Below are 22,108 nucleotides of genomic sequence, written 5' to 3'. Positions count from 1 at the left end.
CGGTGAATCCGCTAGCATCTTGCGATGGCCAAGCCTTCCGGTCCCATCCTCCTGAGTGTTCCCGCCGTGGCAGAGGGTCAGCGGCTGGACAACTTCCTGCTGCGGCAGCTGAAGGGCGTTCCCCGCAGCCTGGTCTACCGACTGGTGCGCAAGGGGGCCATCCGGGTGAACGGGCGCCGGGTCCGGGTCGAGCGCCGGGTGTCTGGCGGGGACGAGATCCGGGTGCCTCCCCTGGATCGTCCCGCCGATGGTGGTGCCGAGACGCCGGTGCACGTCCCGGATGGGGTGCTGCGCCTTCTGCGAGCCGGGATCATCCACGAGGACGACGACTACCTGGTGCTGGACAAACCCGCCGGCCTGGCGGTACACGGCGGTAGCGGGTTGTCGTTTGGCATCATCGAGGCCGCACGCCTCCTGCGCCCGGGGGAACCGCTGGAACTGGGCCACCGGCTGGATCGCGAGACCAGCGGGTGCCTCGTGCTCACCAAGAGCCGGCGCGGACTGCAGGCCTTTCACGAGGCCCTGCGCGCCGGGCACGTGGCCAAGCGCTACCTCGCGCTGGTGGCCGGACGCTGGCAGGGTCCGCCGCGACGCTGCGATCTGCCGATCGCTCAGGAACGGGACGGCACCGGCCGCAGACGCATGCGGGCGGTGGCACAGTCCGATGCCGCCACCGCGCGATCCGCCATCAGCCTGTTCACGCCGGTGGAGCCGTACGGACAGTTCACGCTGGTGGCGGTCGATATCGGCACCGGGAGAACCCATCAGATACGGGTCCACGGAGGGGCACTGGGGCACCCGGTCGCAGGCGATCACGACTACGGAAACCCGGAGGCCAACCGGACGGCGCGGGCCGCGGGACTGCAGCGCATGTTCCTGCACGCCCAGTCGATCCGCTTTCCCGACTGGCAGGGAGAGGAGCGGCTCTACTCCGCGCCCCTGCCGGACGACCTGCAGGATGTGCTGCAGACCCTCGCGGAGGGCGGCCGATGATCCCGCGCACGCGATCGGATGCGCTGGCGCTGGTCGCCTTCGACTGGGACGGGACGCTGATCGACTCGATCGCGCGCATCGTGCGCTGCCTCCACCTCGCGATCGAGGAGATCGGTGCCGAGTCCCGGAGCGATGCGCAGCTCAGGGACATCATCGGGCTCGGCGTGCAGCAGGCCACGGAGGACCTCTACCCGGGGGCGGATGAAGTCTTCATGAGAGAACTCACGCGCGCCTATCGCGCACATTATCTGGAACGGGACACCACACCGACGCCGCTGTATCCCGATGCCGAGGCCACTCTGCGGATCCTCGCCGAGCGCGGGTTTCTGCTGGCAGTGGCTACCGGGAAGTCGCGCCGCGGCCTGGACGAGGCGCTGGCGGTCAGCGGACTGGGCGGCTACTTCGACGCGACGGTCACCGCCGACGAGCACCCGTCCAAGCCGCATCCGGGCATGCTGGCGCACCTGCTCGATCGTCTGGGGGTTGATCGCCGGGATGCGGTGATGATCGGTGACAGCGCCTACGATCTCCTGATGGCCCGGAGCCTCAGGGTACTGGGGGTGGGAATCACCCACGGGGCACACGACAGATATCGTCTGCGGCGCAGCGGAGCCGCAGCGCTGATTGACGAGCTCTCCGAGATCCCGCCCCTGCTGGAGCCGGGGCGACGCCCCACCTGAATTTCCGGGGCGCTCCAGGGTCCCTTGCGATGTCCGGCGCGAGCCGGGCCCGCACCCGTCACGCCGGCATGTCCGGCTGTTCAGCAACGCAATCAGGAAGGATTCATGGCCAATTCAAATCCGGAAGAACAATCGAACTGGGAACGGGAGACGCTGGAAAAGCTGCTGCTTGCGCAGGTGACGGAGCAGCGGCGGGCGCGGCGCTGGGGCATATTCCTCAAGCTGCTGCTGCTCGCCTACCTGTTTGCCCTGCTGTTTCTCGTATGGGGCGGGGATCTGGGACTTTCCGAGCTGTTCGGCGGGGACAAGGAGCCGCAGGAGCACGTAGCCGTCATTGACATCGAGGGGCTGATCGCCAGTGCGTCAACGGCGAATGCCGAGGACATCAACAAGACGCTGCGCGAGGCCTTCGAGCAGGACGAGACCTCCGCGGTGATGCTGCGGATCAACAGCGGGGGTGGCAGCCCGGTGCAGGCCGGTCTGATCCACGACGAGATCCGGCGCCTGCGCGAGTCGCACGAGGAGATTCCCGTTTACGCGGTGATCGCCGACGCGGGCGCATCCGGCGCCTACTACATCGCGGTGGCCGCCGACGAGATCTACGCCGACAAGGGCAGCATCGTCGGCTCGATCGGCGTTCGCCTGGACAGCTTCGGGCTGGTTGACCTGATGGATAGCTGGGGGGTCGAACGACGCCTGTTCACTGCCGGCGAGAACAAGGGCCTGCTGGATCCCTTCCTGCCGCTGCAGGACGAGGAGGTGGCGCACGTGGAGAACCTCATCGGGCAGATCCACGAGCAGTTCATCAGTGTCGTGCGCGAGGGCCGCGGCGATCGCCTGGATGAGCAGCAGGAGGACATCTTCAGCGGCCTGGTCTGGACCGGGGTCGAGGCGCTGGACCTGGGGCTCATCGACGGTCTGGGCGATGACCGCTTCGTGGCCCACGAGGTGATCGGCATCGAGCGGATGGTCCTGTTCGAACCCAAGCGCACCGCGCTGGAGCTGTTGCTGGAAGACTTCGGGGTCGCGATCGGAAATCGCATCCTGGACTGGCAGAACACCCCGCAGTGGCGTTGAGCGCTGCGAGGTGCACCAGGCGCACCGGGCCCACCGGCGCGGGGACGCATTCGGCCCGGCCGGCCAGCACCGGGAACCGTGGGACGTCAGTCGTCGATGCGCGTAACTCGGGCGATGATGCCGACCGCCGGGTGGTCCAGATAGAAGAGCTCTTCGCCGGAGTTCATGCGCTGGCTGCCGCGTACTGGCACCGCCGGGTATGCGTCGGGATCGATGGCGACCGCCTGGGTCGCGTGGAAGATCAGATCGGTCTCGAGATGCAGGAACCGGCCGACCCAGACCCGTAGCCGGCCCTCGAGTTCGTAGCGCTCGGTCCCGGCGGCGAGGGCGCGGAGACCGGCTGCCACCGCCGTTCCCCCGTCATCCTGCCGTTCCTGCCCCTCGGGAGCCCTGAGTCCGAGGTACCGACCCTCCTGCACCTGGATCCAGGGGGTGGCCTGGTAGCCCCGACCGACCTGATCCCAGGCGAGGCGGGCCAGCACGCGCCCCTGTCCCGAGCGCTCGATGCGCGAGGCGACGTTCTCGAGTTCGAATCCGTCCATCGACGGTCGAATCGGCCCCTCGCCAATGGCGAACCCGGACAGGTCGGGAGCCATTGACCGGGCGACGGCATCCATGAAGGCCCGGCTCTCCGGACCCAGGTGCTCGAAGATCACCAGCTCGATCCGGTAGCGGCGGCCCACCTGGGTCGCGCCTGGGCCGGGCAACAGCGCGAGCAGCGGAAGGGCGGCGACGCGGGACAGGAATCGTCTTCGGGGGCTCGGGTTCATGGGCATCTTTTCCTTCCTCATGCGGCCTGGCGCTCGGGCGCGATCTGGTTCAGCAGCTGTTCCACCGCGGAGACGCGGGCCTCCAGGGTCTCGATGTCGGCGTGAAAGCGGAAGGCCTTCTCCCCGTCGAGCCGGTAATGCCCGGGGTCCGACTGTACCAGCCGCACCATCGCTCCGACATCGACACGGGGTTGCCGGCCGAAGAGGAGGCGTCCGCCGCCGGGTCCGAGTTCCAGCTTGCGGATGCCGAGCGGCAGCAGCCGCAGTCGCAGCCGGGTCGCGGCCATGAGGGCCCGGGCGGGATCGGGCAGCAGACCGAAGCGATCGATCAGCTCCACCTCCAGGTCGCGCAGGGCGGTGGTGTCAGGCGCACTCGCGAGGCGCTTGTACAGGATCAGGCGGGTGTGTACGTCGGGGACATAGTCCTCGGGAAGCAGCGCCGGCAACCCCGGTTCCACCTCTGTGGTGGTTGTCGCGGTCTCCGCGTCCGGCATATGTCCGGAGCGCAGGGCATTCACCGCCCGGTTCAGCAGGTCGTTGTACAGGGTGAAACCGACCTCCTGGATCTGGCCGCTCTGTTCCGCGCCCAGCAGTTCGCCGGCCCCCCGGATCTCGAGGTCATGGCTCGCCAGTGTGAAACCGACACCGAGATCCTCAAGCTCGGAGATGGCCTCGAGCCGTTTGCGGGCATCGGCGGTCATCGCCTTCGGCGGTGGTGTCAGCAGGTAGGCGTAGGCCCGATGGTGGGATCGGCCGACGCGGCCGCGCAGCTGGTGCATCTGCGCCAGTCCCAGCCGGTCCGCTCGGTTCATGATGATGGTGTTCGCGGTCGGCACGTCGATGCCTGTCTCGATGATGGTGGTGCAGACCAGGATGTTGAAGCGACGGTGGTAGAAGTCGAGCATCACCTGCTCGAGCTCGCGCTCCCGCATCTGGCCGTGCGCAATGCCGACGCGGGCGCCAGGCAGCAGTTCCTGCACCCGGCTCGCGGTGCGGGCGATGGTCTCGACCTCGTTGTGCAGGAAGTAGACCTGGCCGCCGCGGCGCATCTCGCGCAGGCAGGCCTCCTGGATCACCGCGTCGTTCCATTCGCTGACGAAGGTCTTGATCGCGAGCCGCTCGCGCGGGGGCGTGGCGATGATCGACAGATCGCGCAGACCGGCCAGCGCCATGTTCAGCGTGCGCGGGATCGGTGTCGCGGTGAGGGTGAGCATGTCCACCTCGGCGCGCAGCCGCTTCAGCGCCTCCTTGTGGCGAACGCCGAAACGCTGTTCCTCGTCCACGATCACCAGTCCCAGATTGCTGAACTCCAGTCCACCCTGGAGCAGCTTGTGCGTGCCGATCACGATATCGATCCTGCCCTCGGCCAGGCCCTGGAGCACGGCGGCCTGGTCGCGGGCGCTGCGGAAGCGCGAAAGGGACTCGATCCGTACCGGCCAGTCCGCGAAGCGGTCACTGAAGTTCTGGTGGTGCTGCTGGGCGAGCAGGGTGGTCGGAACCAGCACCACCACCTGCCGGTGGTTCTGCACCGCGACGAAGGCCGCACGCATCGCGACTTCGGTCTTGCCGAAGCCGACGTCGCCGCAGACCACGCGGTCCATCGGCTGGGTAGCCGCCATGTCCGCGAGCACGGCCGTGATCGCCTGTGCCTGGTCCGCCGTCTCCTCGAACGGAAAGGCGGCCGCGAAGGCATGGTAGTCGGGCGTCTCGATCTCGAAGGACGTTCCCTCGCGGGCCGCACGGCGTGCGTGGATCTCCAGCAGCTCAGCCGCCACGTCGCGCGCCTTCTCCGCGGCCTTGCGCCGTGCCCGTGCCCACTGTTCGCTGCCCAGCCGATGCAGGGGAGCGTGGTCACTGTCGGCCCCGGTGTAGCGGCTGATCAGGTGCAGCGAGGAGACGGGTACGTAGAGCCTGGCCTGATCGGCGTATTCCAGCGCCAGAAATTCTCCCGGCTGACCACCGATGGTCAGGGTCTGCAGCCCGAGATAGCGCCCGACGCCGTTTTCCTCGTGCACCACCGGCGCGCCGACATGGAGGTCGCCGAGGTTCTGGATCACCGCATCCGCATCCCGGGTCGGACGGGACCGGCGCCGCGACTGCATCGCGCGAAGCCCGAACAGCGCGGCCTCCGGCACCACCGCGATCTCCCCCGGCAGCTGGAAGCCTTCGGACAGCGCGGCGACCGTGAGCATTGTCGGTGCATCCCCGGACAGGAATGCCGTCCAGTCCGTCACCGGCTGGGCGTCGATGTCCTGCTCGCGCAGGAGCGTCGCCAGGGCCTCGCGCCTTCCGGCGGACTCCGCGGTCAGAAGCACGCGCTGGGGTCCGCGCAGGAAGCCGTGCAGACGTTCCGTGGATTCAGGCCGGCCGTGCTGGATGCCGAGCTCGGGCAGCGGGTCCCGCCGGAATGCTACCCGCTTGCCGCGATCAGCCGGCAGCGGCGCGGCGTTCGGACCCAGGGCGATCCCGGACCGGCCGCCGAGGGCCTCGACGAGATGGCCGGCGTCCAGGTAGAGCTCCTCCGGCGGCAGCAGCGGACGGTCGACCTGGTGCCGCAGCTGCTCATGGCGGGACGCGACCTCCGCGGCAAAGCGGGAAGCGGCCCCCTCGATGTCACCGAACTGGACCAGCCGGGCATCGATGCAGTAGTCGAAGAGGTCGTCGAGCCGTTCGAAAAAGAGTGGCAGGTAGGACTCGACCCCGGCCGGGGCGAGTCCCTCGCTGACATCACGGTACACCGCGTGCCGGGAGGGATCGCCCGCGAAGCGGGCCCGGTAGCGCCCGCGAAAGGCCTTCACCGACTCGGGATTCAGCGGAAACTCGTGGCCCGGCAGGATCTCCAGCGCCTCCACGCGTCCGGTCGAGCGCTGCGACTCGGGGTCGAAGTGGCGCAGGGAATCGACCTCGTCGTCAAGGAATTCGACCCTGACGGGATTCTCCGCACCCATCGGGAAGACGTCCAGGATCTCGCCGCGCATCGCGAACTCGCCATGGGTGAGCACCTGCTGCACCGGCGCATATCCGGCGTCGGCAAGGGCTTCGCGCAGCTGCATCCGGTCGAGCCGCTGGCCAACCTTCAGTACCAGGCAATTGCCCATCAGCCACTGGCGGGGCGGCAGGCGCTGCATCAGCGTGGCTACCGGCACGATGACCAGTCCGCGCTGCAGGGACGGCAGACGGTAGAGGGTACGCAGGCGCTCGGAGACGATGTCTTCGTGCGGCGAAAACACGTCGAAGGGCAGGGTCTCCCAGTCGGGCAGACGCAACACGGGCAACTCGCTGTCCGCGGCGAAGAACGACCATTCCAGGGCCAGCTGGTCTGCCGCCTCATTGCTCTCCGTCACCACCAGCAGCGGGTGGTCGAAGCGCCGGGCGGCCCGCGACAGGGCGAGCACCGCGGCGGTAAAGCCGAGGTCGGTCCAGGTCTCGAATCCGGAAGAGGGGAGACGCCCCGGGTTCAGCGGGTCTCGGGCGGCGTCAGGCATGTTGGGATCGCGCATGGGTGGTGGCGCGCCAGTATACCGGCCGCGCGCCGAAAGACCGAACATCCCGCCGCCCGGCATCCCTGCCGGATGGCGGAACCTGACCTCGGTTTCAGGTCCTGGGGGCAGTGCTGCAGGAATTCATCCCCAGCAGGCTGTAGACGGGGCACCAGCGGAAGAGGCCGGTCACGAGCGGGACGAGGCCGATCAGGCCCCACAGGGTCTGGGGTCCGATGAAGACCAGTGACAGCAGGACAAGTCCGACGACGATACGCAGCACGCGGTCGATGTTGCCGACGTTGGTGGTGGGGCTCAGGTCCATGGCGGGTGCCTCCTTGGAGTGGTTGGGGTGCTTTGGATCCTCGTGCCCCCGCCGGGTTCAGTCGATGTAACGGCGCAGCAGGCCCTCGTAGGCATCGATGCGCCGGTCGCGCAGGAAGGGCCACTGGCGGCGTACCCGCTCGGTGCGCGAGGGATCGATCTCGGCCCGCAGGATCTCGGCGGTCTCGCTGCCGGCCCGGGCCAGCAGCTCCCCCTGCGGACCCGCGACGAAGCTCGAGCCCCAGAACTCGGCGCCCGCCGACGCGCCGGAGGGGTCCGGCTCGAAGCCGGTGCGGTTGCAGGCGAGCACCGGCAGGTTGTTTGCTACCGCGTGGCCGCGCTGGACGGTGATCCAGGCGTCCCGCTGGCGCTCCTGCTCGGCCTGGGTGTCAGCCGGATCCCAGCCGATCGCCGTCGGATAGATCAGCACCTCCGCGCCGGCCAGGGCCATCAGGCGGGCCGCCTCCGGATACCACTGGTCCCAGCAGACCAGCACGCCGAGCCGCCCGAGCGAGGTGTCGACCGGGTTGAAGCCGGTGTCGCCCGGTGTGAAGTAGTACTTCTCGTAGTAGCCCGGGTCGTCCGGAATGTGCATCTTGCGGTAGCGGCCGACGATCCCGCCATCGCGTTCCAGGACAACGGCGGTATTGTGATAGAGGCCCGGCGCGCGATATTCGAACAGCGAGCCGACCAGCACCACGCGGTGCTCCCGGGCCATCGCCCCGAGCGCCGCGGTAGAGGGCCCCGGGATCGGCTCGGCGCGGTCGAATTCGGCGGGTGCCTCCACCTGGCAGAAGTAGGGGCCGGTGTGGAGTTCGGCCAGCACCACAAGCTGTGCCCCGCCCCGGGCGGCCTCCGCCACCGCGGCAGCGGTCTCCGCAAGGCTGGTTGCGCGATCGATGGCGTTGCGATGCTGGATCAGTGCGACTTGCATGGGGGATGGGCCGCCGGAACCTCGTCAGGTGAAGACCGCGTGCGATGTCTTGCGATGATCGTCATTGCGGGAGCACGCCGAACGGGAACTGCATGGTCAGGCAATGGAGACTGCCACCCTGCCGGATCAGTTCACGGCAGTCGATGCCGGTTACGCTGCGGTCGGCGAATGCGGCACCGAGCCGCTCCAGCGCGACCGTGTCGGCCGGGTCCCCGTAGATGGGTACCAGCACCGCCTCGTTGAGCACCAGAAAGTTGGCGTAGGTTGCGGGCAGCCGCTGACCGTCCGCGTGAATCCCGGCCGGAAGCGGCAGCGGAACCAGCGCATAGGGTGTGCCCTGGGCCGTGCGCAGTCTTCCGAGTTCGTCCGCCATCAGTGCCAGTTCCGCGTGCTGGGGATCGTCCGCATCTCCGCAGTGGGCATGGGCGATGGTCGCCGGGTCGCAGAAGCGGGCCAGGGTGTCGATGTGGCCGTCGGTATCGTCGCCCTCGAGGTGGCCGTGTTCCAGCCAGAGTATCCGTTCGGCCCCGAGTTCTGCGCGCAGCTGCCGTTCGATCGCCTCGCGGGACCGACCCGGGTTGCGCGTGGGTGTCAGCAGGCATCGGCTGGTGGTGAGGATCGTGCCGGTGCCATCGGACTCGATGCTGCCGCCCTCGAGCACCAGGTCGACCGGCTCCACGGGCGTGCCGCCGAAGCAGCCCTGCTCGGCCAGGTTCCGCGTCAGGAGATTGTCACGATCGGAGGGGAACTTGCGGCCCCAGCCATTGAACTCGAAGTCGAGCAGCCTCGGCTGGCCGTGCTCGATCACCGTGATCGGGCCGTGGTCCCGGGCCCAGGTGTCGTCAGCAGGCGCGATGCCGGTCTGCACCCGCGCGAGATCCGCGCCGGAGCGGGCCAGGTGAGCGTGGACATGGCGTTGATGATCGGCGCCCTGACAGACGACCAGGAGGGATTCGCGCCGGGTGATCGCGGCAGCGATCGCGGCGAACACGGGCTCGACCGTCTCGAGGCGCGGACCCCAGTCGGTTCCGGCGTGGGGCCAGGTGATCTGAACCCCGCTCTGCGGCTCCCACTCGGCGGGCAGGCGGCGTGTTGCGCCGGGTGCCGGATTCACCGCGGCGGCGGTGTGTGCGGACCATGTATCACACTGTGGAGCACCAGGGGACCCTCGAACACGACCGAGAAGCCGTCGTAGTCCCAGCGCGTGATCGGCGGGTGCAGCGGTCGGTTGCCTCCGACGGTGGCGTGGCGCTCCAGGGGCTGCCCGTAGCGCGCCACCACGTGACTCTGGTGCTGGCCGCGTACCGGCAGACTGGGCTCCTGAATCACGGAGTACACGCCAGGTTCAATCCGCAGGATTTCGGCGTGGGCAGGGGCCGCCACCAGCAGGGCCAGCAGAGCGGTCAGCATCCAACGTGCCATCGTTCTCCGGTGCATGCGCACTCTCCTAATCGACGATCTCGTGGAATCATAGCATTGGCCGCGGCGCGAGAGGATAGCTGCAGGTCACGGGGCGTTGCCGGCGAGGGCGGGGGGAGTCCGTGCGCCCCGGCGGCCTCTCTGGCATGATTCCCGCATGTTCAAGCCCCTGCCGGTCGCCATTGGCCTGCGTTACACGCGGGCGAAGCGGCGCAACCACTTCATTTCCTTCATCTCGGTCGTGTCGATGATCGGGCTTGTGCTGGGCGTGACCGCGCTGATCACCGTGCTCTCCGTGATGAACGGGTTCGAGCGCGAGCTGCGCGAACGCATCCTGGGCATGGCCTCGCATGCGACCATTCAGGCCTACGACGGCGCGCTGCGCGACTGGACGACGCTCTCCCGCCAGGTGGAAGCGGCCGATCCGCGGGTGGAGGCGGTCGCGCCCTATGTCGCCGGCGAGGCGATGTTCAGTGCCTTGGGCAACATCTCCGGAGCGCTGGTGCGCGGCATCGATCCGGAGGCGGAGCGGCAGGTCGGCCGGATCGGTGAGCACATGGTGCGTGGAGACCTCGACGCGCTCGAGGAAGGGGCGTTCCGGGTGGTGCTGGGCAGCGAGCTCGCCCTCGAGCTGGGCGTCCGGGTCGGCGATACGGTGGTGCTGATGGCGCCGCAGGCCGTGGTGACGCCCGCCGGGGTATTGCCGCGCATGCGGCGTTTTACGGTTGCGGGTGTCTTCGAGGTCGGCATGTACGAGTTCGACCGGGGCACCGCCTTCATCCAGCTGGACGACGCCCGGGCGATCTTTCAGACGGGGGAGGGGGTGACCGGGCTCCGGTTGCGGCTGACGGACATGATGCAGGCCGGAGCGGTCAGCCGCGACGTGGCGCAGTCCCTCGATGGCCTGTTCCGGGTTTCGGACTGGACCCGGCAGCACGCCAACCTCTTCCGCGCAATCCAGATGGAGAAGGTGGTGATGTTCATCATCCTGTCGCTGATCGTGGCGGTCGCGGCCTTCAATATCGTCTCGACGCTGGTGATGCTCGTCACCGACAAGCAGCCGGACATTGCGATCCTGCGGACCCTGGGGCTCAGGCCCTCCGCGGTGATGCTGGTCTTCATCGTCCAGGGCGTGGTGATCGGGGCCGTCGGGGTATTGCTGGGGGTGATCGGGGGCGTCAGTCTGGCGCTGAACATCGACGTGGTCGTGCCCTTCGTCGAGCGCCTGACAGGCACGGAATTCCTGGCTGCGGATGTTTATTACATCAGCGACTTGCCAAGCGAACTTCGCGTTCAGGATGTAATCCGGATCAGCGGGCTCGCCTTCGGGCTGACGCTGCTGGCGACCCTGTTCCCGGCCTGGCGCGCGGCGCGGACCCGCCCGGCCGAGGCCCTGCGCTATGAGTGAACGCGAAACGGTACTCGACGCGCGCGGCCTGGAACGGCGTTTCCGGGAAGGCAGCCTGGACGTCAGCGTCCTCAGGGGCGTGGATCTGCAGATCCGCCGCGGTGATCAGCTCGCGATCGTCGGTGCGTCGGGCTCCGGAAAGAGTACGCTGCTGCAGCTGCTCGGCGGCCTCGATCTGCCGACCGCCGGACAGGTGTCGATCCTGGGACAGGATTGGGCCCGCATGAGCGACGCGCGGCGCGGGATCCTGAGAAACCTGCACATCGGCTTCGTGTACCAGTTCCATCACCTGCTGCCGGAGTTCACCGCACTGGAGAATGTCGCGATCCCGCTGATGATACGTGGGGAGACCTCGCGCAAGGCCCGACTGGAGGCGGCTGAATGGCTGCATCGGGTGGATCTGGCGGACCGGGGCGACCACAAGCCGTCGGAGCTGTCGGGTGGTGAGCGCCAGCGGGTGGCGATCGCCCGGGCGATGGTGACCGAGCCCGCGGTGATCCTGGCCGACGAGCCGACCGGCAATCTGGACCGGGAACGGGCGCAGCGGGTATTCAGTCTGCTGCAGGCGATGAATCGCGCCAACGGCAGCGCGCTGGCGCTGGTGACCCACGACCGCGAGCTGGCGCAGCGGATGGAGCGGACGGTGCGCCTCGTCGACGGCGTGCTGGCGGAGGCCGACTGAGCGTTGCGGGCCTTTGCCCCGGGCCATCGCGCAGGACGATGGTCCGGGAGGCGGCTGCCCCTGCTCCTCGGGTCACCGTTGATCGGAGTCGGGTTTCGACCGGTAGGGGTTGTGCTGGCTCTTCAACAGTCGCCGGCGCAGTCGGGCACGCCTGAGCTTCACGCGCTGGATCACGCTGAGCCACCAGAGGACGCGAATCGTCACATACCCGCTGGCCGAGGCCACGACGGCAAGCACCAGACTGCCGATCATCAGCGGCATCCAGATCGTCAGCAGTTCCCCGGTGACCCACTCCAGGGTCAGCTCCACGCGCAGGCTGCGCCTGGGCTCGCCTAGAATCCAGCGACCGATCGTGTAGGCTGTATACAGGATCGGGGGGATGGTCAGGGGATTGGATACCCAGACCAGCAGGACCGATACCGGCAGGTTGACGCGCACCCAGATCGCGATCACCGCGGCCAGCAGCATCTGCATCGGTATCGGCAGGAAGGCGACGAACAGTCCCACGGCAAAGGCACCAGCGACGGAGCGCCGGTTCAGATGCCACAGATCAGGCGCGCGCAGGCGCGGACCCAGAATCTCCAGGGCGCGATGCCCCCGGACCGACTCGTAGGCCGGGAACCATTTCTTGACGAGATTCTTCGACATGGGCGGGCGGGTGCGTCTCTGCGCGCGGCGGATCGCCGGCTGTGCAGGCGACGGCGTTACCGCTCCGCCGCGTGGAGTGCCTCCCGGCATGATATTTCCGATCGCGCGGGCAGGGAACCGTGATTCCGTTCGCCGCCGCCCTGACCGGCGGGTCGCTGACCCTTCACCTGCTTCCGGCCTTGCCCGATTGGCCGTGGATGGCCCTCGCGGCGCTGGGGGTCCTCCTTGCACTGCCGGTCCGGGTGCTGCGCATTCCGGCAGGATTCCTGCTCGGAGTGTCGCTCGCCGGGGGGCAGGCGCAGGCCTGGCTCGAACGGGCGGTCCCGCTGGAGATGACCGGCACCGAGGTCACGGTCCGCGGCGTCGTGACCGACCTTCCGGACCATTCCGAGCGGCGCACACGGGTCCTGCTCCGCGTCACCGGGATCATCGACGCGCCGCCGGAGTTCCTGGCCGAACGGCTGCGGGTGACGGTCTTTCCGGCCGAGCCCCGGCTGCAGGCGGGCGATCGGGTGCGGCTCCGGCTGCGACTCCGGCCGCCGCGGGGAAGTCACAACCCCGCAGGCTTCGATTTCGCCGCGTGGCTGTACCGCGAGCGCATCCACGGGACGGCCAGCCTGCGCGGCGAGCCGGAATGGGTGGAGCGGGGCGGGGAACAGTACGTACCCAAGGCTTCGCTGCACCGGCTGCGGGCGGACATACGGGACGCGATCCGGGCCGCTTACCCCGACGCCCGGCATCCCGGCGTGATGGAGGCGCTGGTGATCGGCGAACGCAGCGGCATGCAGGCGGAGGAGTGGCGGCTGTTCCTGCATTCGGGGACCAATCACCTGATCGCCATCTCGGGCCTGCACGTGGGCCTGGTGGCGGGATTCGCGTTGCTGCTGGCGCAGCTGGCGTGGCGCCGCCAGCGCCGTGTACGCCGCTGGTTGTCGCTGCGCTGGTTCGGCGCCCTCGCAGCGATTGGCGCGGCGGGTGCCTATGCGGCCCTGGCCGGCTTCAGCATCCCGACCCAGCGGGCGCTGGTCATGCTGATCCTGTTCAGCGCGAGCCTTCTGGCGCGGCGGGATCCGCTCTCGTGGCGAGTCTATGCAGCCGCTGTGGTGGCGGTGGTGGCCCTGTGGCCTGCGAGCGTGCTGGCCCCGGGTTTCTGGTTCTCCTTTGGGGCCGTGGCGGTGATCCTGCTGTTGCTCCAGGGTCGGGTGACACAACCCGGCCTCTACGGATGGTTGCGTATCCAGGTGATCCTCGCGGTGGCGCTGCTGCCTCTGAGCCTGACGTGGTTCCAGCTCGGGTCGTGGATCGCTCCGATCGCGAACCTGGTGGCGGTGCCCCTGGTGAGCTTTTTGGTGCTGCCGTTCCTTCTGGCCGGCGCGGCGCTGGCCGTTGTCTGGAGTCCGCTCGGGGCGCCGCTGCTCTGGTGGGCCGACGCCTGGCTCGCCCTGCTGCTGCGTGTCCTCGCGCTGCTGGTGGAGTGGCCTGCCGCGGTGAGCGAGATGGCGGTTGCCTGGCCCGCCGCCGTGCTCGCGGGCATCGGGGCGCTGCTGACGCTGCTGCCAAGAGGGCGGCGGATCGCGCCCTGGATGCTGGTCGCGTGTCTGCCGTTGCTGCTGCCGGCGGCACCGCGGCTGGCGCCCGGCGACTTCCGGGCCGAGATGCTGGACGTTGGCCAGGGGCTTGCCGTGGTGGTGCAGACCCGCCGTCACATACTCCTCTACGACGCCGGCCCCGCCTGGGAAGACGGCTTCGATTCCGGAGCGGCCGTCGTGCTTCCCGCCCTGCGCCGGTTGGGCGTCCGCAGCGTCGACCGGGTCATCGTCAGCCACGAGCACGGGGATCACCGCGGCGGCGTGGAGGCGGTGCTCGCCGGTCTGCCGGTGGCGGAGGTGCTGAGCCGGCACGAGACCGCACATCGCGCCGAGACAGCCTGCGAGGGCGGCCTGTCGTGGGAATGGGACGGTGTGTTCTTCGAGACCCTCCACCCGCCCCCGCACTGGGGCGATGGCAACACCGCCTCCTGCGTGCTCGCGGTGCGCGGAGCGCACGGACGTCTGCTCCTGACAGGGGACCTCGAGGGGCTGGGGGAGAGCGTGCTGGTGCGCTCGGCGGGAGACCGTCTTCGCACTGACGTGCTGCTGGTCCCGCATCACGGGGCCGCCGGCGTCCTGGAACGCGGCCTGCTGGAGGCCGCGAGGCCGGCGGTTGCCTGGGTCAGCAGCGGCTTCGACAACCGCTTCAGGCACCCTGCGCCCGAGGTCCGGGACCGCCTCGACGATGCGTGCGTGCCGCTGTTCGACACCCGCGAGCGCGGAATGGTGTGGCTGGAGACCATGCCGGAGGGCATCCGGCTCGGACGGGGGAGCCGGGTGGAGCACCGCCGTTTCTGGCACCCGCCGGTGGCTGCGGAGCCGCTGCTGCCAGCGGCCTGCCGACCCTTCGAAGGCGGGCCCGTGCCATCGCTATCCGGTCGGATGTCCGGTGTAGAATGAGCGCATGAGCAGCCCCGCTCCGGACACCATTCGCCCGATCCGTTTCGACGACGGAAGGCTTTACCTGCTGGATCAGCGGCTCCTGCCGGCGGAATCCCGCGAGAACGCCTATGAGGATCCGGCATCCGTCGCGGACGCCATCCGGGACATGGTCGTGCGCGGTGCCCCGGCGATCGGCATCACCGCGGCCTTTGGTGTCGTGCTGGCCTGCGACCGGGCGCGGGACCGCAATGCCGCGCCCTGGCGGCCGCCGGTGGAGGCGGCCGTCGAACGGCTCGCGGCGGCGCGCCCCACCGCGGTGAACCTGTTCTGGGCGCTCGACCGCATGCGGGCGGTGCTTGCAGGCTGCGGCTCCGTCGCCGAGGCCTGTTCGGCGACGCTCGCCGAGGCGCAGGCGATGCTGGCGGCGGACATCGCCGCGAACCGGCGCATGGGGGCGATCGGTGCGGCCCTGGTCGATCCCGGGCGGGCGGTGCTCACCCATTGCAATACCGGTTCGCTGGCGACGGGGGGCTTCGGGACCGCACTCGGTGTCATCCGCGCGAGCTGGGCCGAGGGCCGGATCACCGAGGTCTTCGCCGACGAGACCCGTCCGTGGCTGCAGGGGTCGCGCCTGACCGCCTGGGAACTGCTGCGCGACGGGATCCCGGTGCAGCTGCTGTGCGAGGGCGCCGCGGCGAGCCTGCTCCGGTCCGGGCGGGTCGGCTGGGTGGTTGTCGGGGCGGACCGCATCGCGGCCAACGGCGATACCGCGAACAAGATCGGCACCTACGGGCTTGCGTTGCTGGCCCGGGCGCACGGTGCGGGTTTCATGGTGGTGGCACCGCTCAGCACCATCGATTTCGGGATCGCGGACGGTTCGGCGATACCCATCGAGATGCGTGCCGAATCCGAGGTCCTCGGGCTGGGGGGGCAGACCGTCGCGGCGGCGGGAGCGCGCGCCTGGAACCCCGCCTTCGACGTGACCCCCGCCGAACTGATCGACGTGATCGTCACCGAGCAGGGCGCGGTGCGCCGGCCCGACCGCGGGGGGCTCGCCGCCCTGCGGGAGCCTGTGGAGGGGTGAACCCGGACGCGTTCGCGCGCCGCACCGGCCGCGGTATGGTAGAATTGCGCGTTTACCACCGCTGGAAGTCCACGCTCGCCGATGGCTGAATTCGCCAAGGAAATATTCCCGGTCAATCTCGAGGACGAGATGCGGCAGTCCTACCTCGATTACGCGATGAGCGTGATCGTGGGACGGGCGCTTCCGGATGTGCGCGACGGTCTGAAGCCGGTGCATCGGCGCGTCCTCTACGCGATGCGCGAGCTCGGCAACGACTACAACAAGCCCTACAAGAAGTCTGCGCGCGTGGTGGGCGACGTGATCGGCAAGTACCATCCGCACGGCGACTCCGCGGTGTACGACGCGATCGTGCGCATGGCGCAGCCCTTCTCGATGCGTTACATGCTGGTGGACGGGCAGGGCAACTTCGGCTCGGTGGACGGCGACGCGCCCGCGGCGATGCGCTACACCGAGGTGCGCATGGCGCGCATCGCGCAGGAACTGCTGGCCGACATCGACAAGGAGACGGTCGACTTTGCCGACAACTACGACGGCTCGGAGCGCGAGCCGTCCGTGCTGCCGGCGCGGTTCCCGCACCTGCTGGTGAACGGGTCCGCCGGCATCGCGGTGGGCATGGCCACGAACGTCCCGCCCCACAACCTGGGCGAGGTGGTGGATGCCTGTGTCGCCCTGATCGACGATCCGGACATCAGCATCGACGGCCTGATGGACCATCTGCCGGGGCCGGATTTTCCGACCGCTGCGATCATCAACGGCGCCGACGGCATCCGGGACGCCTACCGCACCGGGCGCGGGCGGGTGTACATCCGCTCGCGCACCCACACGGAGCCGCTGGAGGGCGGGCAGCGCGAGGCGATCGTGGTCACCGAGCTGCCCTACCAGGTCAACAAGGCACGGCTGATCGAGAAGATCGCCGAGATGGTGAAGGAGAAGAGGCTCGACGGGATCAGCGAACTGCGCGACGAATCCGACAAGGAGGGGATGCGCATCGTGATCGAGCTCCGGCGCGGCGAGATGCCGGAAGTGGTGCTCAACCACCTGTTCATGCACACGCAGATGCAGAACGTGTTCGGCATCAACATGGTCGCGCTGGTGGAGGGGCAGCCGAAGCTGCTCGACCTGCGGCAGATCCTCGAGGCCTTTCTGCGTCATCGCCGGGAGGTGGTGACCCGACGCACCATCTTCGACCTGCACAAGGCGCGGGAACGAGCCCATGTGCTGGAGGGCCTGACGGTCGCGCTGGCAAACATCGACGAGATGATCGCGCTGATCCGGGCGGCCGCCAACCCCGCCCAGGCGAAGGCCGGTCTGCTCGCGCGCACCTGGGAGCCGGGAGCGGTCACGGGGATGCTGGACCGGGCCGGGGCGGATGCCTCCCGCCCGGAGGACCTGTCCCCGGAGTTCGGCCTGACCGGCGACGGTTACCGGCTGTCGGAGGCCCAGGCCCAGGCCATTCTCGATCTCCGTCTCCACCGCCTGACCGGTCTCGAGCAGGACAAGATCCTGGAGGAATACGGGGGGCTGCTGGACCTCATCGAGGATCTGCTGGATATCCTGGGTTCGGGGGAACGCCTGCAGGAGGAGATCCGCAACGAATTGCTGGCGGTGCGCAAGCAGTACAGCGATGGGCGCCGGACGGAGATACGCGCCGCCCACGCGAACCTGACGCTGGAAGATCTGATTGGCGAGGAGGACGTGGTGGTCACGCTGTCCCACGCGGGATACGTGAAGTACCAGCCTGTCACCGCCTACCGCGCCCAGCGCCGGGGCGGCAGGGGCAAGGCCGCAACCAGCTTCCGCGAGGAAGACTTCATCGACCGCCTGATGGTGGCCAATACGCACGACACCGTCCTGTGCTTCTCCAGTCGCGGCCGCGTCTACTGGATCAAGGTCTACGAGCTCCCGCAGGGCAGCCGGGCGTCACGGGGCAAGCCGATCGTCAACCTGTTGCCGCTCGAGTCGGAAGAGCGGATCAACGCGATCCTGCCGGTGCGCGGCTATGCGCAGGATCAGTTCGTGTTCATGGTGACTGCGGCGGGCACCGTGAAGAAGACGCCGCTCACGGACTTCTCGCGACCGCGCAGCACCGGCATCATCGCGGTCGATCTGCGTGAGGGAGACCAGCTCGTGGATGTCGCCCTGACCGACGGCCACCAGGACGTGATGCTGGTGACCTCGGCCGGCAAGGCGGTCCGGTTCCCGGAGACGGACGTGCGGGCCATGGGACGCACCGCCTGCGGCGTGCGCGGCGTGCGCATGGAGGATCCGCACCGGGTGATCGCGCTGTTGATCGTGGATCAGGGCGCCGCCCTGTTCGCGAGCGAGTTCGGTTACGGGAAACGCACCCGCTTCGACGAATTCCCGCTGCACCGGCGCGGCGGGCAGGGCGTGATCGCGATCCAGTGTGGAGACCGCAACGGGATGCTTGTCGGCGCGGCCCGGGTCCTCGACGACCAGGAGGTGATGCTGATTACCGATGGGGGGACCCTCGTCCGGACACCGGTCGAACAGATCCCGCTGATCGGGCGCAACACCCAGGGCGTGCGGCTGATCCGGCTGTCTGAGGGCGAACGGCTGGTGGAACTCGCCCGGGTCGAGCGGCTGCAGGGCGAGGACGAACCCGAGGACGAGGCCGAAGACGGCGGCGGGACCGGAGACGGTCCGGAGACCGGTGCATCGAAACCCACGGGAGACGCCGGGGCGGACTCGCCCCGGGCCAATGGAGACCAGGAATGAATCGAGTTTTCAACTTCAGCGCGGGTCCCGCCGCGCTCCCCGAACCGGTGCTGGAGCGTGCCCGGTCCGAGTGGATGGATTTCCGCGGTGCCGGCATGTCGGTGATGGAGATGAGCCATCGCGGAAAGATCTTCATGGAGATTGCGGAAAAAGCGGAGAGCGATGTCCGCAGGCTGCTGGAAGTGCCGGACGACTACGCGGTGCTGTTCCTGCAGGGCGGCGCGACGGGTCAGTTTGCAGCGGTGCCGCTGAACCTCCAGCCCGGTGGGCAGGGCATGGACTACCTGGACACCGGAGCGTGGTCGGTGAAGGCGATCAAGGAAGCGCAGAAATTCGGGACCGTGAACGTGGTCGCGAGCAGCAAGGACAGCGGTTACGCCTCGATTCCCGACCGGTCCGAATGGCGCCTGGACCCGGATGCGGCCTACCTGCACTACACGCCGAACGAGACCATCGGCGGCGTCGAGTTTCACTTCGTGCCGGATGCCGGCGCGGTACCGCTGGTGGCCGACATGTCGTCGACCATCCTTTCGCGGCCCCTGGACGTATCGCGTTATGGCGTGATCTATGCTGGTGCCCAGAAGAACATCGGTCCCGCCGGGGTGACGCTGGTGATCGTGCGCAGGGATCTGCTGGAACGCAGCTCCGGCCCCGTGCCTGCGGTGGTGGACTACGCGCTGCAGGCCAGCAACGACTCGATGTACAACACACCACCGACGCTCACGTGGTACCTCTCGGGTCTGGTCTTCGAATGGCTCCTGGAGCAGGGCGGTCTGCCGGCGATGGCCGAGGTCAACCAGCGCAAGGCGGCAAAGCTCTATCACTTCGTCGACAACTCGGAGTTCTACCGCAATCCCGTCGATGTCGCCGCGCGCTCATGGATGAACGTGCCCTTCATCCTGGCCGACGCGGCCCTCGACGGCAGCTTCCTGAAGCAGGCGGCAGAGGCCGGGTTGTCGGGGCTGAAGGGACACCGCTCCGTGGGCGGCATGCGGGCGAGTCTCTACAATGCGGTGCCGGAGGCCGCGGTGGACGCGCTGATCGAGTTCATGGCCGACTTTGAACAACGCCATGCCTGAACAGAGGGCACCCATGTTTCGGATCCAGACCTTCAACAACATCGCGGTGCGCGGTCTCAACCGTTTTCCGCGGGAGACCTATGAGGTGGCGTCGGGGCTCGCCGACCCGCACGCGATCATGCTGCGCTCGCACAACCTGCACGCGACCCCCGTCGCGGATTCGGTGCAGGCCGTCGGGCGCGCCGGCAGCGGCGTGAACAACATCCCGGTGGATGCGCTGTCTGCCCGTGGCGTCGCCGTGTTCAATGCCCCCGGGGCGAACGCGAACGCGGTCAAGGAGCTGGTGGTCGCGGGAATGCTCCTGGCCTCGCGGAACCTGATCCCGGCGGCCGAGTATCTCCGGGGGCTGGACGGCAGTGACCCGGAGTTCACGAAGCGGGTGGAGGACGGCAAGAAGCGCTTCGTCGGCTTCGAGCTCCCGGGGCGCACGCTCGGGGTGATTGGGCTCGGGGCGATCGGAGTCAGGATCGCCAATGCCGCCCGGGCACTGGGCATGCACGTGGTCGGCTACGATCCGAAGATCACCGTGGAGAGCGCCTGGCGCCTGGAGGCCGACGTCGACCGTGCCCGCACGGTGGACGCGGTGGCGGCCAGCGCCGACGTGATCACCTTCCACGTGCCCCTGAACGAACATACCCGCAACATCCTGGACGCGACGCGCGTGCGCTCGCTGAAGCGCGGGGCGGTCGTGATCAACCTCGCCCGCGAGGGCGTGGTCGACGATGCGGCCATCTGCGCGGCGCTGGACGAGGGGCGGATCCATGCCTTCGTCACCGACTTCCCGACGCCGGAACTGATCGGGCATCCGCGGGTGATCGCGCTGCCGCACCTGGGGGCTTCGACGGTGGAGTCCGAGGAAAACTGCGCGGTGATGGTCGCGGACCAGCTGCGCGACTACCTCGAGAACGGAAACGTCCGCAATGCGGTGAACCTGCCGACCCTGGCACTGGAGCGCAAGGGCGATACCCGGCTCGCCATCGTGAACCGGAATCTCCCGGACCGGGTCGGCCAGATCTCGCGTACACTTGGCCAGAAGAACGTGAACATCGTGCACATGGTCAACGAGTCCCGCGGCGACCTCGCCTACACCCTGCTGGATGTCGAAGGAGAGGTCGATGCCGCGACGGCAGAGGCCATCAGCTCAATCGACGGGGTCCTGCGCGCACGGGTCCTGTAGTGGTGGATTCGGCGGAACTGGAGCAGCTGCGCGAGCGCATCGACGCGCTCGACGCCGAGCTCCTGCGTCTGCTGAACGAGCGGGCGCGCTGTGCGGTCGAGGTTGCGACGGTGAAGCGGCGCCAGGGCGGGGAGGCGTTCTACCGCCCGGAACGCGAGGCGGGGATCCTGCGCCAGGTCCGTGAGCAGAACACCGGGCCGCTCCCGGGCGACGCGGTGGTGCGGCTCTTCCGCGAGATCATGTCGGAGTGCCTGGCGCTGGAGGAACCGCTGGTCGTGGCCTTTCTCGGCCCCGAGGGGACCTTCACCGACCTTGCCACGCGCAAGCATTTCGGCCAGGCGGCGACGCTCCAGCCGCTGGTCTCCATTGACAGCGTCTTTCGCGAGGTGGAATCCGGGCGCGCCCATTTCGGGGTCGTGCCGATTGAAAACAGCACGGAGGGCGTGGTCACGCACACCGTGGACTGCTTCCTGGAATCCCCGCTGCTGATCTGCGGCGAGGTGATCCTTCCGGTGCAGCACCATCTGCTGTCCCGCTGCGAGCGACTGGAGGATGTGCGCCTGGTGATGGCGCATCCCCAGGCGCTCGCGCAGTGCCGACAGTGGCTCGACCGCGAACTGCCGGGGGTGGAACGGCGCCACGCCTCGAGCAATGGACTGGCGGCGCAGAACGCGGCCGGGACGGCCGGGGCAGCCGCGATCGCCAGCGACGCGGCCGCCGAGCGTTACGGTCTGCAGGTACTGGCGCAGAACATCGAGGACCGCGGCGACAACACCACCCGGTTCCTGGTCATCGGCCGGGTCGAGGCGGGCAGGACCGGCCGTGACCGGACTTCGATCATGCTCAGCACCGCAAACCGGCCCGGGTCCCTGTTCGGTCTGCTGAAGCCGATCGCCGAGGCCGGGATCAGTCTGACCCGGATCGAATCGCGGCCCTCCCGGTGTGTGAACTGGGACTACGTGTTCTTCCTGGATTTCATCGGGCACCGTGATGACACGGCGGTGGCCGCCTGCCTGGAGGCACTGCGCGAGTCGGCGGACATGCTGAAGATCCTTGGCAGCTACCCCCAGGCGGCGACCTAGTGCACACCGGTCCGCTCCAATCCCGACGCCCGGGCGCCGTGCCGCCACGGCCGCGGACTACACAA

At 68.7% G+C, this 22,108-nt stretch carries 18 protein-coding genes; 11 read left to right on the top strand and 7 right to left on the bottom strand.

Annotated elements, in window-relative coordinates:
* Positions 1–24: 24 nt before the first annotated feature.
* From ACESMN_RS03780 to ACESMN_RS03770, 3 genes are all read left to right on the top strand, one after another.
* The gene (locus tag ACESMN_RS03780; protein WP_373052253.1) at positions 25–993 is read left to right on the top strand and encodes an RluA family pseudouridine synthase; all 969 of its coding nucleotides are present in this window, start codon (positions 25–27) and stop codon (positions 991–993) included.
* Positions 990–1,673 carry an HAD family hydrolase gene (locus ACESMN_RS03775; protein ID WP_373052252.1) on the top strand — a complete coding sequence of 228 codons (684 nt, stop codon included), beginning with the start codon at positions 990–992 and terminating at the stop codon, positions 1,671–1,673. The genes ACESMN_RS03780 and ACESMN_RS03775 overlap by 4 nt, the downstream gene beginning before the upstream one ends.
* A 105-nt stretch (positions 1,674–1,778) precedes the next feature.
* Positions 1,779–2,750 carry a S49 family peptidase gene (locus ACESMN_RS03770; RefSeq protein ID WP_373052251.1) on the top strand — a complete coding sequence of 324 codons (972 nt, stop codon included), beginning with the start codon at positions 1,779–1,781 and terminating at the stop codon, positions 2,748–2,750.
* Positions 2,751–2,836: 86 nt separating this feature from the next.
* Here the strand turns inward: ACESMN_RS03770 and ACESMN_RS03765 are convergent, their stop codons facing one another.
* The 6 genes from ACESMN_RS03765 to ACESMN_RS03740 form a co-directional block, all read right to left on the bottom strand.
* A complete protein-coding gene (locus ACESMN_RS03765; RefSeq protein WP_373052250.1) occupies positions 2,837–3,526 on the bottom strand; it encodes a CsiV family protein in 690 nt (229 codons plus the stop codon).
* Between the two features lie 11 nt (positions 3,527–3,537).
* Positions 3,538–7,005 carry a transcription-repair coupling factor gene (mfd, locus tag ACESMN_RS03760; protein WP_373052249.1) on the bottom strand — a complete coding sequence of 1,156 codons (3,468 nt, stop codon included), beginning with the start codon at positions 7,003–7,005 and terminating at the stop codon, positions 3,538–3,540.
* Positions 7,006–7,114: 109 nt separating this feature from the next.
* The gene (locus ACESMN_RS03755; RefSeq protein WP_373052248.1) at positions 7,115–7,324 is read right to left on the bottom strand and encodes a DUF2892 domain-containing protein; all 210 of its coding nucleotides are present in this window, start codon (positions 7,322–7,324) and stop codon (positions 7,115–7,117) included.
* A 57-nt stretch (positions 7,325–7,381) separates the two neighbouring features.
* Positions 7,382–8,257 carry a carbon-nitrogen hydrolase gene (locus ACESMN_RS03750; protein WP_373052247.1) on the bottom strand — a complete coding sequence of 292 codons (876 nt, stop codon included), beginning with the start codon at positions 8,255–8,257 and terminating at the stop codon, positions 7,382–7,384.
* A 61-nt stretch (positions 8,258–8,318) separates the two neighbouring features.
* Positions 8,319–9,371, bottom strand: coding sequence for an agmatine/peptidylarginine deiminase (locus ACESMN_RS03745; RefSeq protein WP_373052246.1), 1,053 nt, complete (start codon positions 9,369–9,371; stop codon positions 8,319–8,321).
* Positions 9,368–9,679, bottom strand: a complete 312-nt coding sequence (locus tag ACESMN_RS03740) for a hypothetical protein (RefSeq protein ID WP_373052245.1) — start codon at positions 9,677–9,679, stop codon at positions 9,368–9,370. Before ACESMN_RS03740 ends, ACESMN_RS03745 begins: the two co-directional genes overlap by 4 nt.
* A gap of 154 nt (positions 9,680–9,833) precedes the next feature.
* Here ACESMN_RS03740 and ACESMN_RS03735 point away from each other — a divergent pair, with 154 nt between their 5' ends.
* Together ACESMN_RS03735 and ACESMN_RS03730 are read left to right on the top strand one after the other, a co-directional pair.
* Complete coding sequence (locus ACESMN_RS03735) at positions 9,834–11,084, top strand: lipoprotein-releasing ABC transporter permease subunit (RefSeq protein ID WP_373052244.1); 1,251 nt, start codon at positions 9,834–9,836, stop codon at positions 11,082–11,084.
* Positions 11,077–11,766: an ABC transporter ATP-binding protein gene (locus tag ACESMN_RS03730; protein ID WP_373052243.1), complete on the top strand. Its 690-nt coding sequence runs from the start codon at positions 11,077–11,079 to the stop codon at positions 11,764–11,766. The genes ACESMN_RS03735 and ACESMN_RS03730 overlap by 8 nt, the downstream gene beginning before the upstream one ends.
* 72 nt (positions 11,767–11,838) lie before the next feature.
* Here ACESMN_RS03730 and ACESMN_RS03725 read toward each other — a convergent pair whose 3' ends face one another.
* On the bottom strand, positions 11,839–12,414 hold the full coding sequence (locus ACESMN_RS03725) for a DUF2062 domain-containing protein (protein WP_373052242.1): 576 nt from the start codon (positions 12,412–12,414) through the stop codon (positions 11,839–11,841).
* Positions 12,415–12,533: 119 nt separating this feature from the next.
* On the opposite strand from ACESMN_RS03725, the gene ACESMN_RS03720 reads away from it, so the two are divergent.
* From ACESMN_RS03720 to pheA, 6 genes are all read left to right on the top strand, one after another.
* The gene (locus ACESMN_RS03720) at positions 12,534–14,903 is read left to right on the top strand and encodes a DNA internalization-related competence protein ComEC/Rec2 (protein WP_373052241.1); all 2,370 of its coding nucleotides are present in this window, start codon (positions 12,534–12,536) and stop codon (positions 14,901–14,903) included.
* Positions 14,904–14,907: 4 nt separating this feature from the next.
* Positions 14,908–15,969 (top strand): S-methyl-5-thioribose-1-phosphate isomerase, encoded by a 1,062-nt coding sequence (gene mtnA / locus ACESMN_RS03715; protein WP_373052240.1) that lies wholly within the window; start codon positions 14,908–14,910, stop codon positions 15,967–15,969.
* A gap of 81 nt (positions 15,970–16,050) precedes the next feature.
* Entirely contained in the window at positions 16,051–18,705 is a 2,655-nt protein-coding gene (gene gyrA, locus ACESMN_RS03710) for a DNA gyrase subunit A (RefSeq protein WP_373052239.1), read from the top strand.
* The gene (gene serC, locus ACESMN_RS03705; RefSeq protein WP_373052238.1) at positions 18,702–19,784 is read left to right on the top strand and encodes a 3-phosphoserine/phosphohydroxythreonine transaminase; all 1,083 of its coding nucleotides are present in this window, start codon (positions 18,702–18,704) and stop codon (positions 19,782–19,784) included. The genes gyrA and serC overlap by 4 nt, the downstream gene beginning before the upstream one ends.
* 13 nt (positions 19,785–19,797) lie before the next feature.
* Positions 19,798–20,961, top strand: coding sequence for a phosphoglycerate dehydrogenase (locus ACESMN_RS03700; protein ID WP_373052237.1), 1,164 nt, complete (start codon positions 19,798–19,800; stop codon positions 20,959–20,961).
* 26 nt (positions 20,962–20,987) lie between these two features.
* Complete coding sequence (pheA, locus tag ACESMN_RS03695; RefSeq protein ID WP_373052260.1) at positions 20,988–22,043, top strand: prephenate dehydratase; 1,056 nt, start codon at positions 20,988–20,990, stop codon at positions 22,041–22,043.
* The last annotated feature ends 65 nt before the right edge of the window (positions 22,044–22,108 follow it).

The organism is Thioalkalivibrio sp., assembly GCF_041690275.1.
GTDB lineage: Bacteria > Pseudomonadota > Gammaproteobacteria > Ectothiorhodospirales > Ectothiorhodospiraceae > Thioalkalivibrio.
This window is presented reverse-complemented; position numbering and strand designations above follow the sequence as displayed.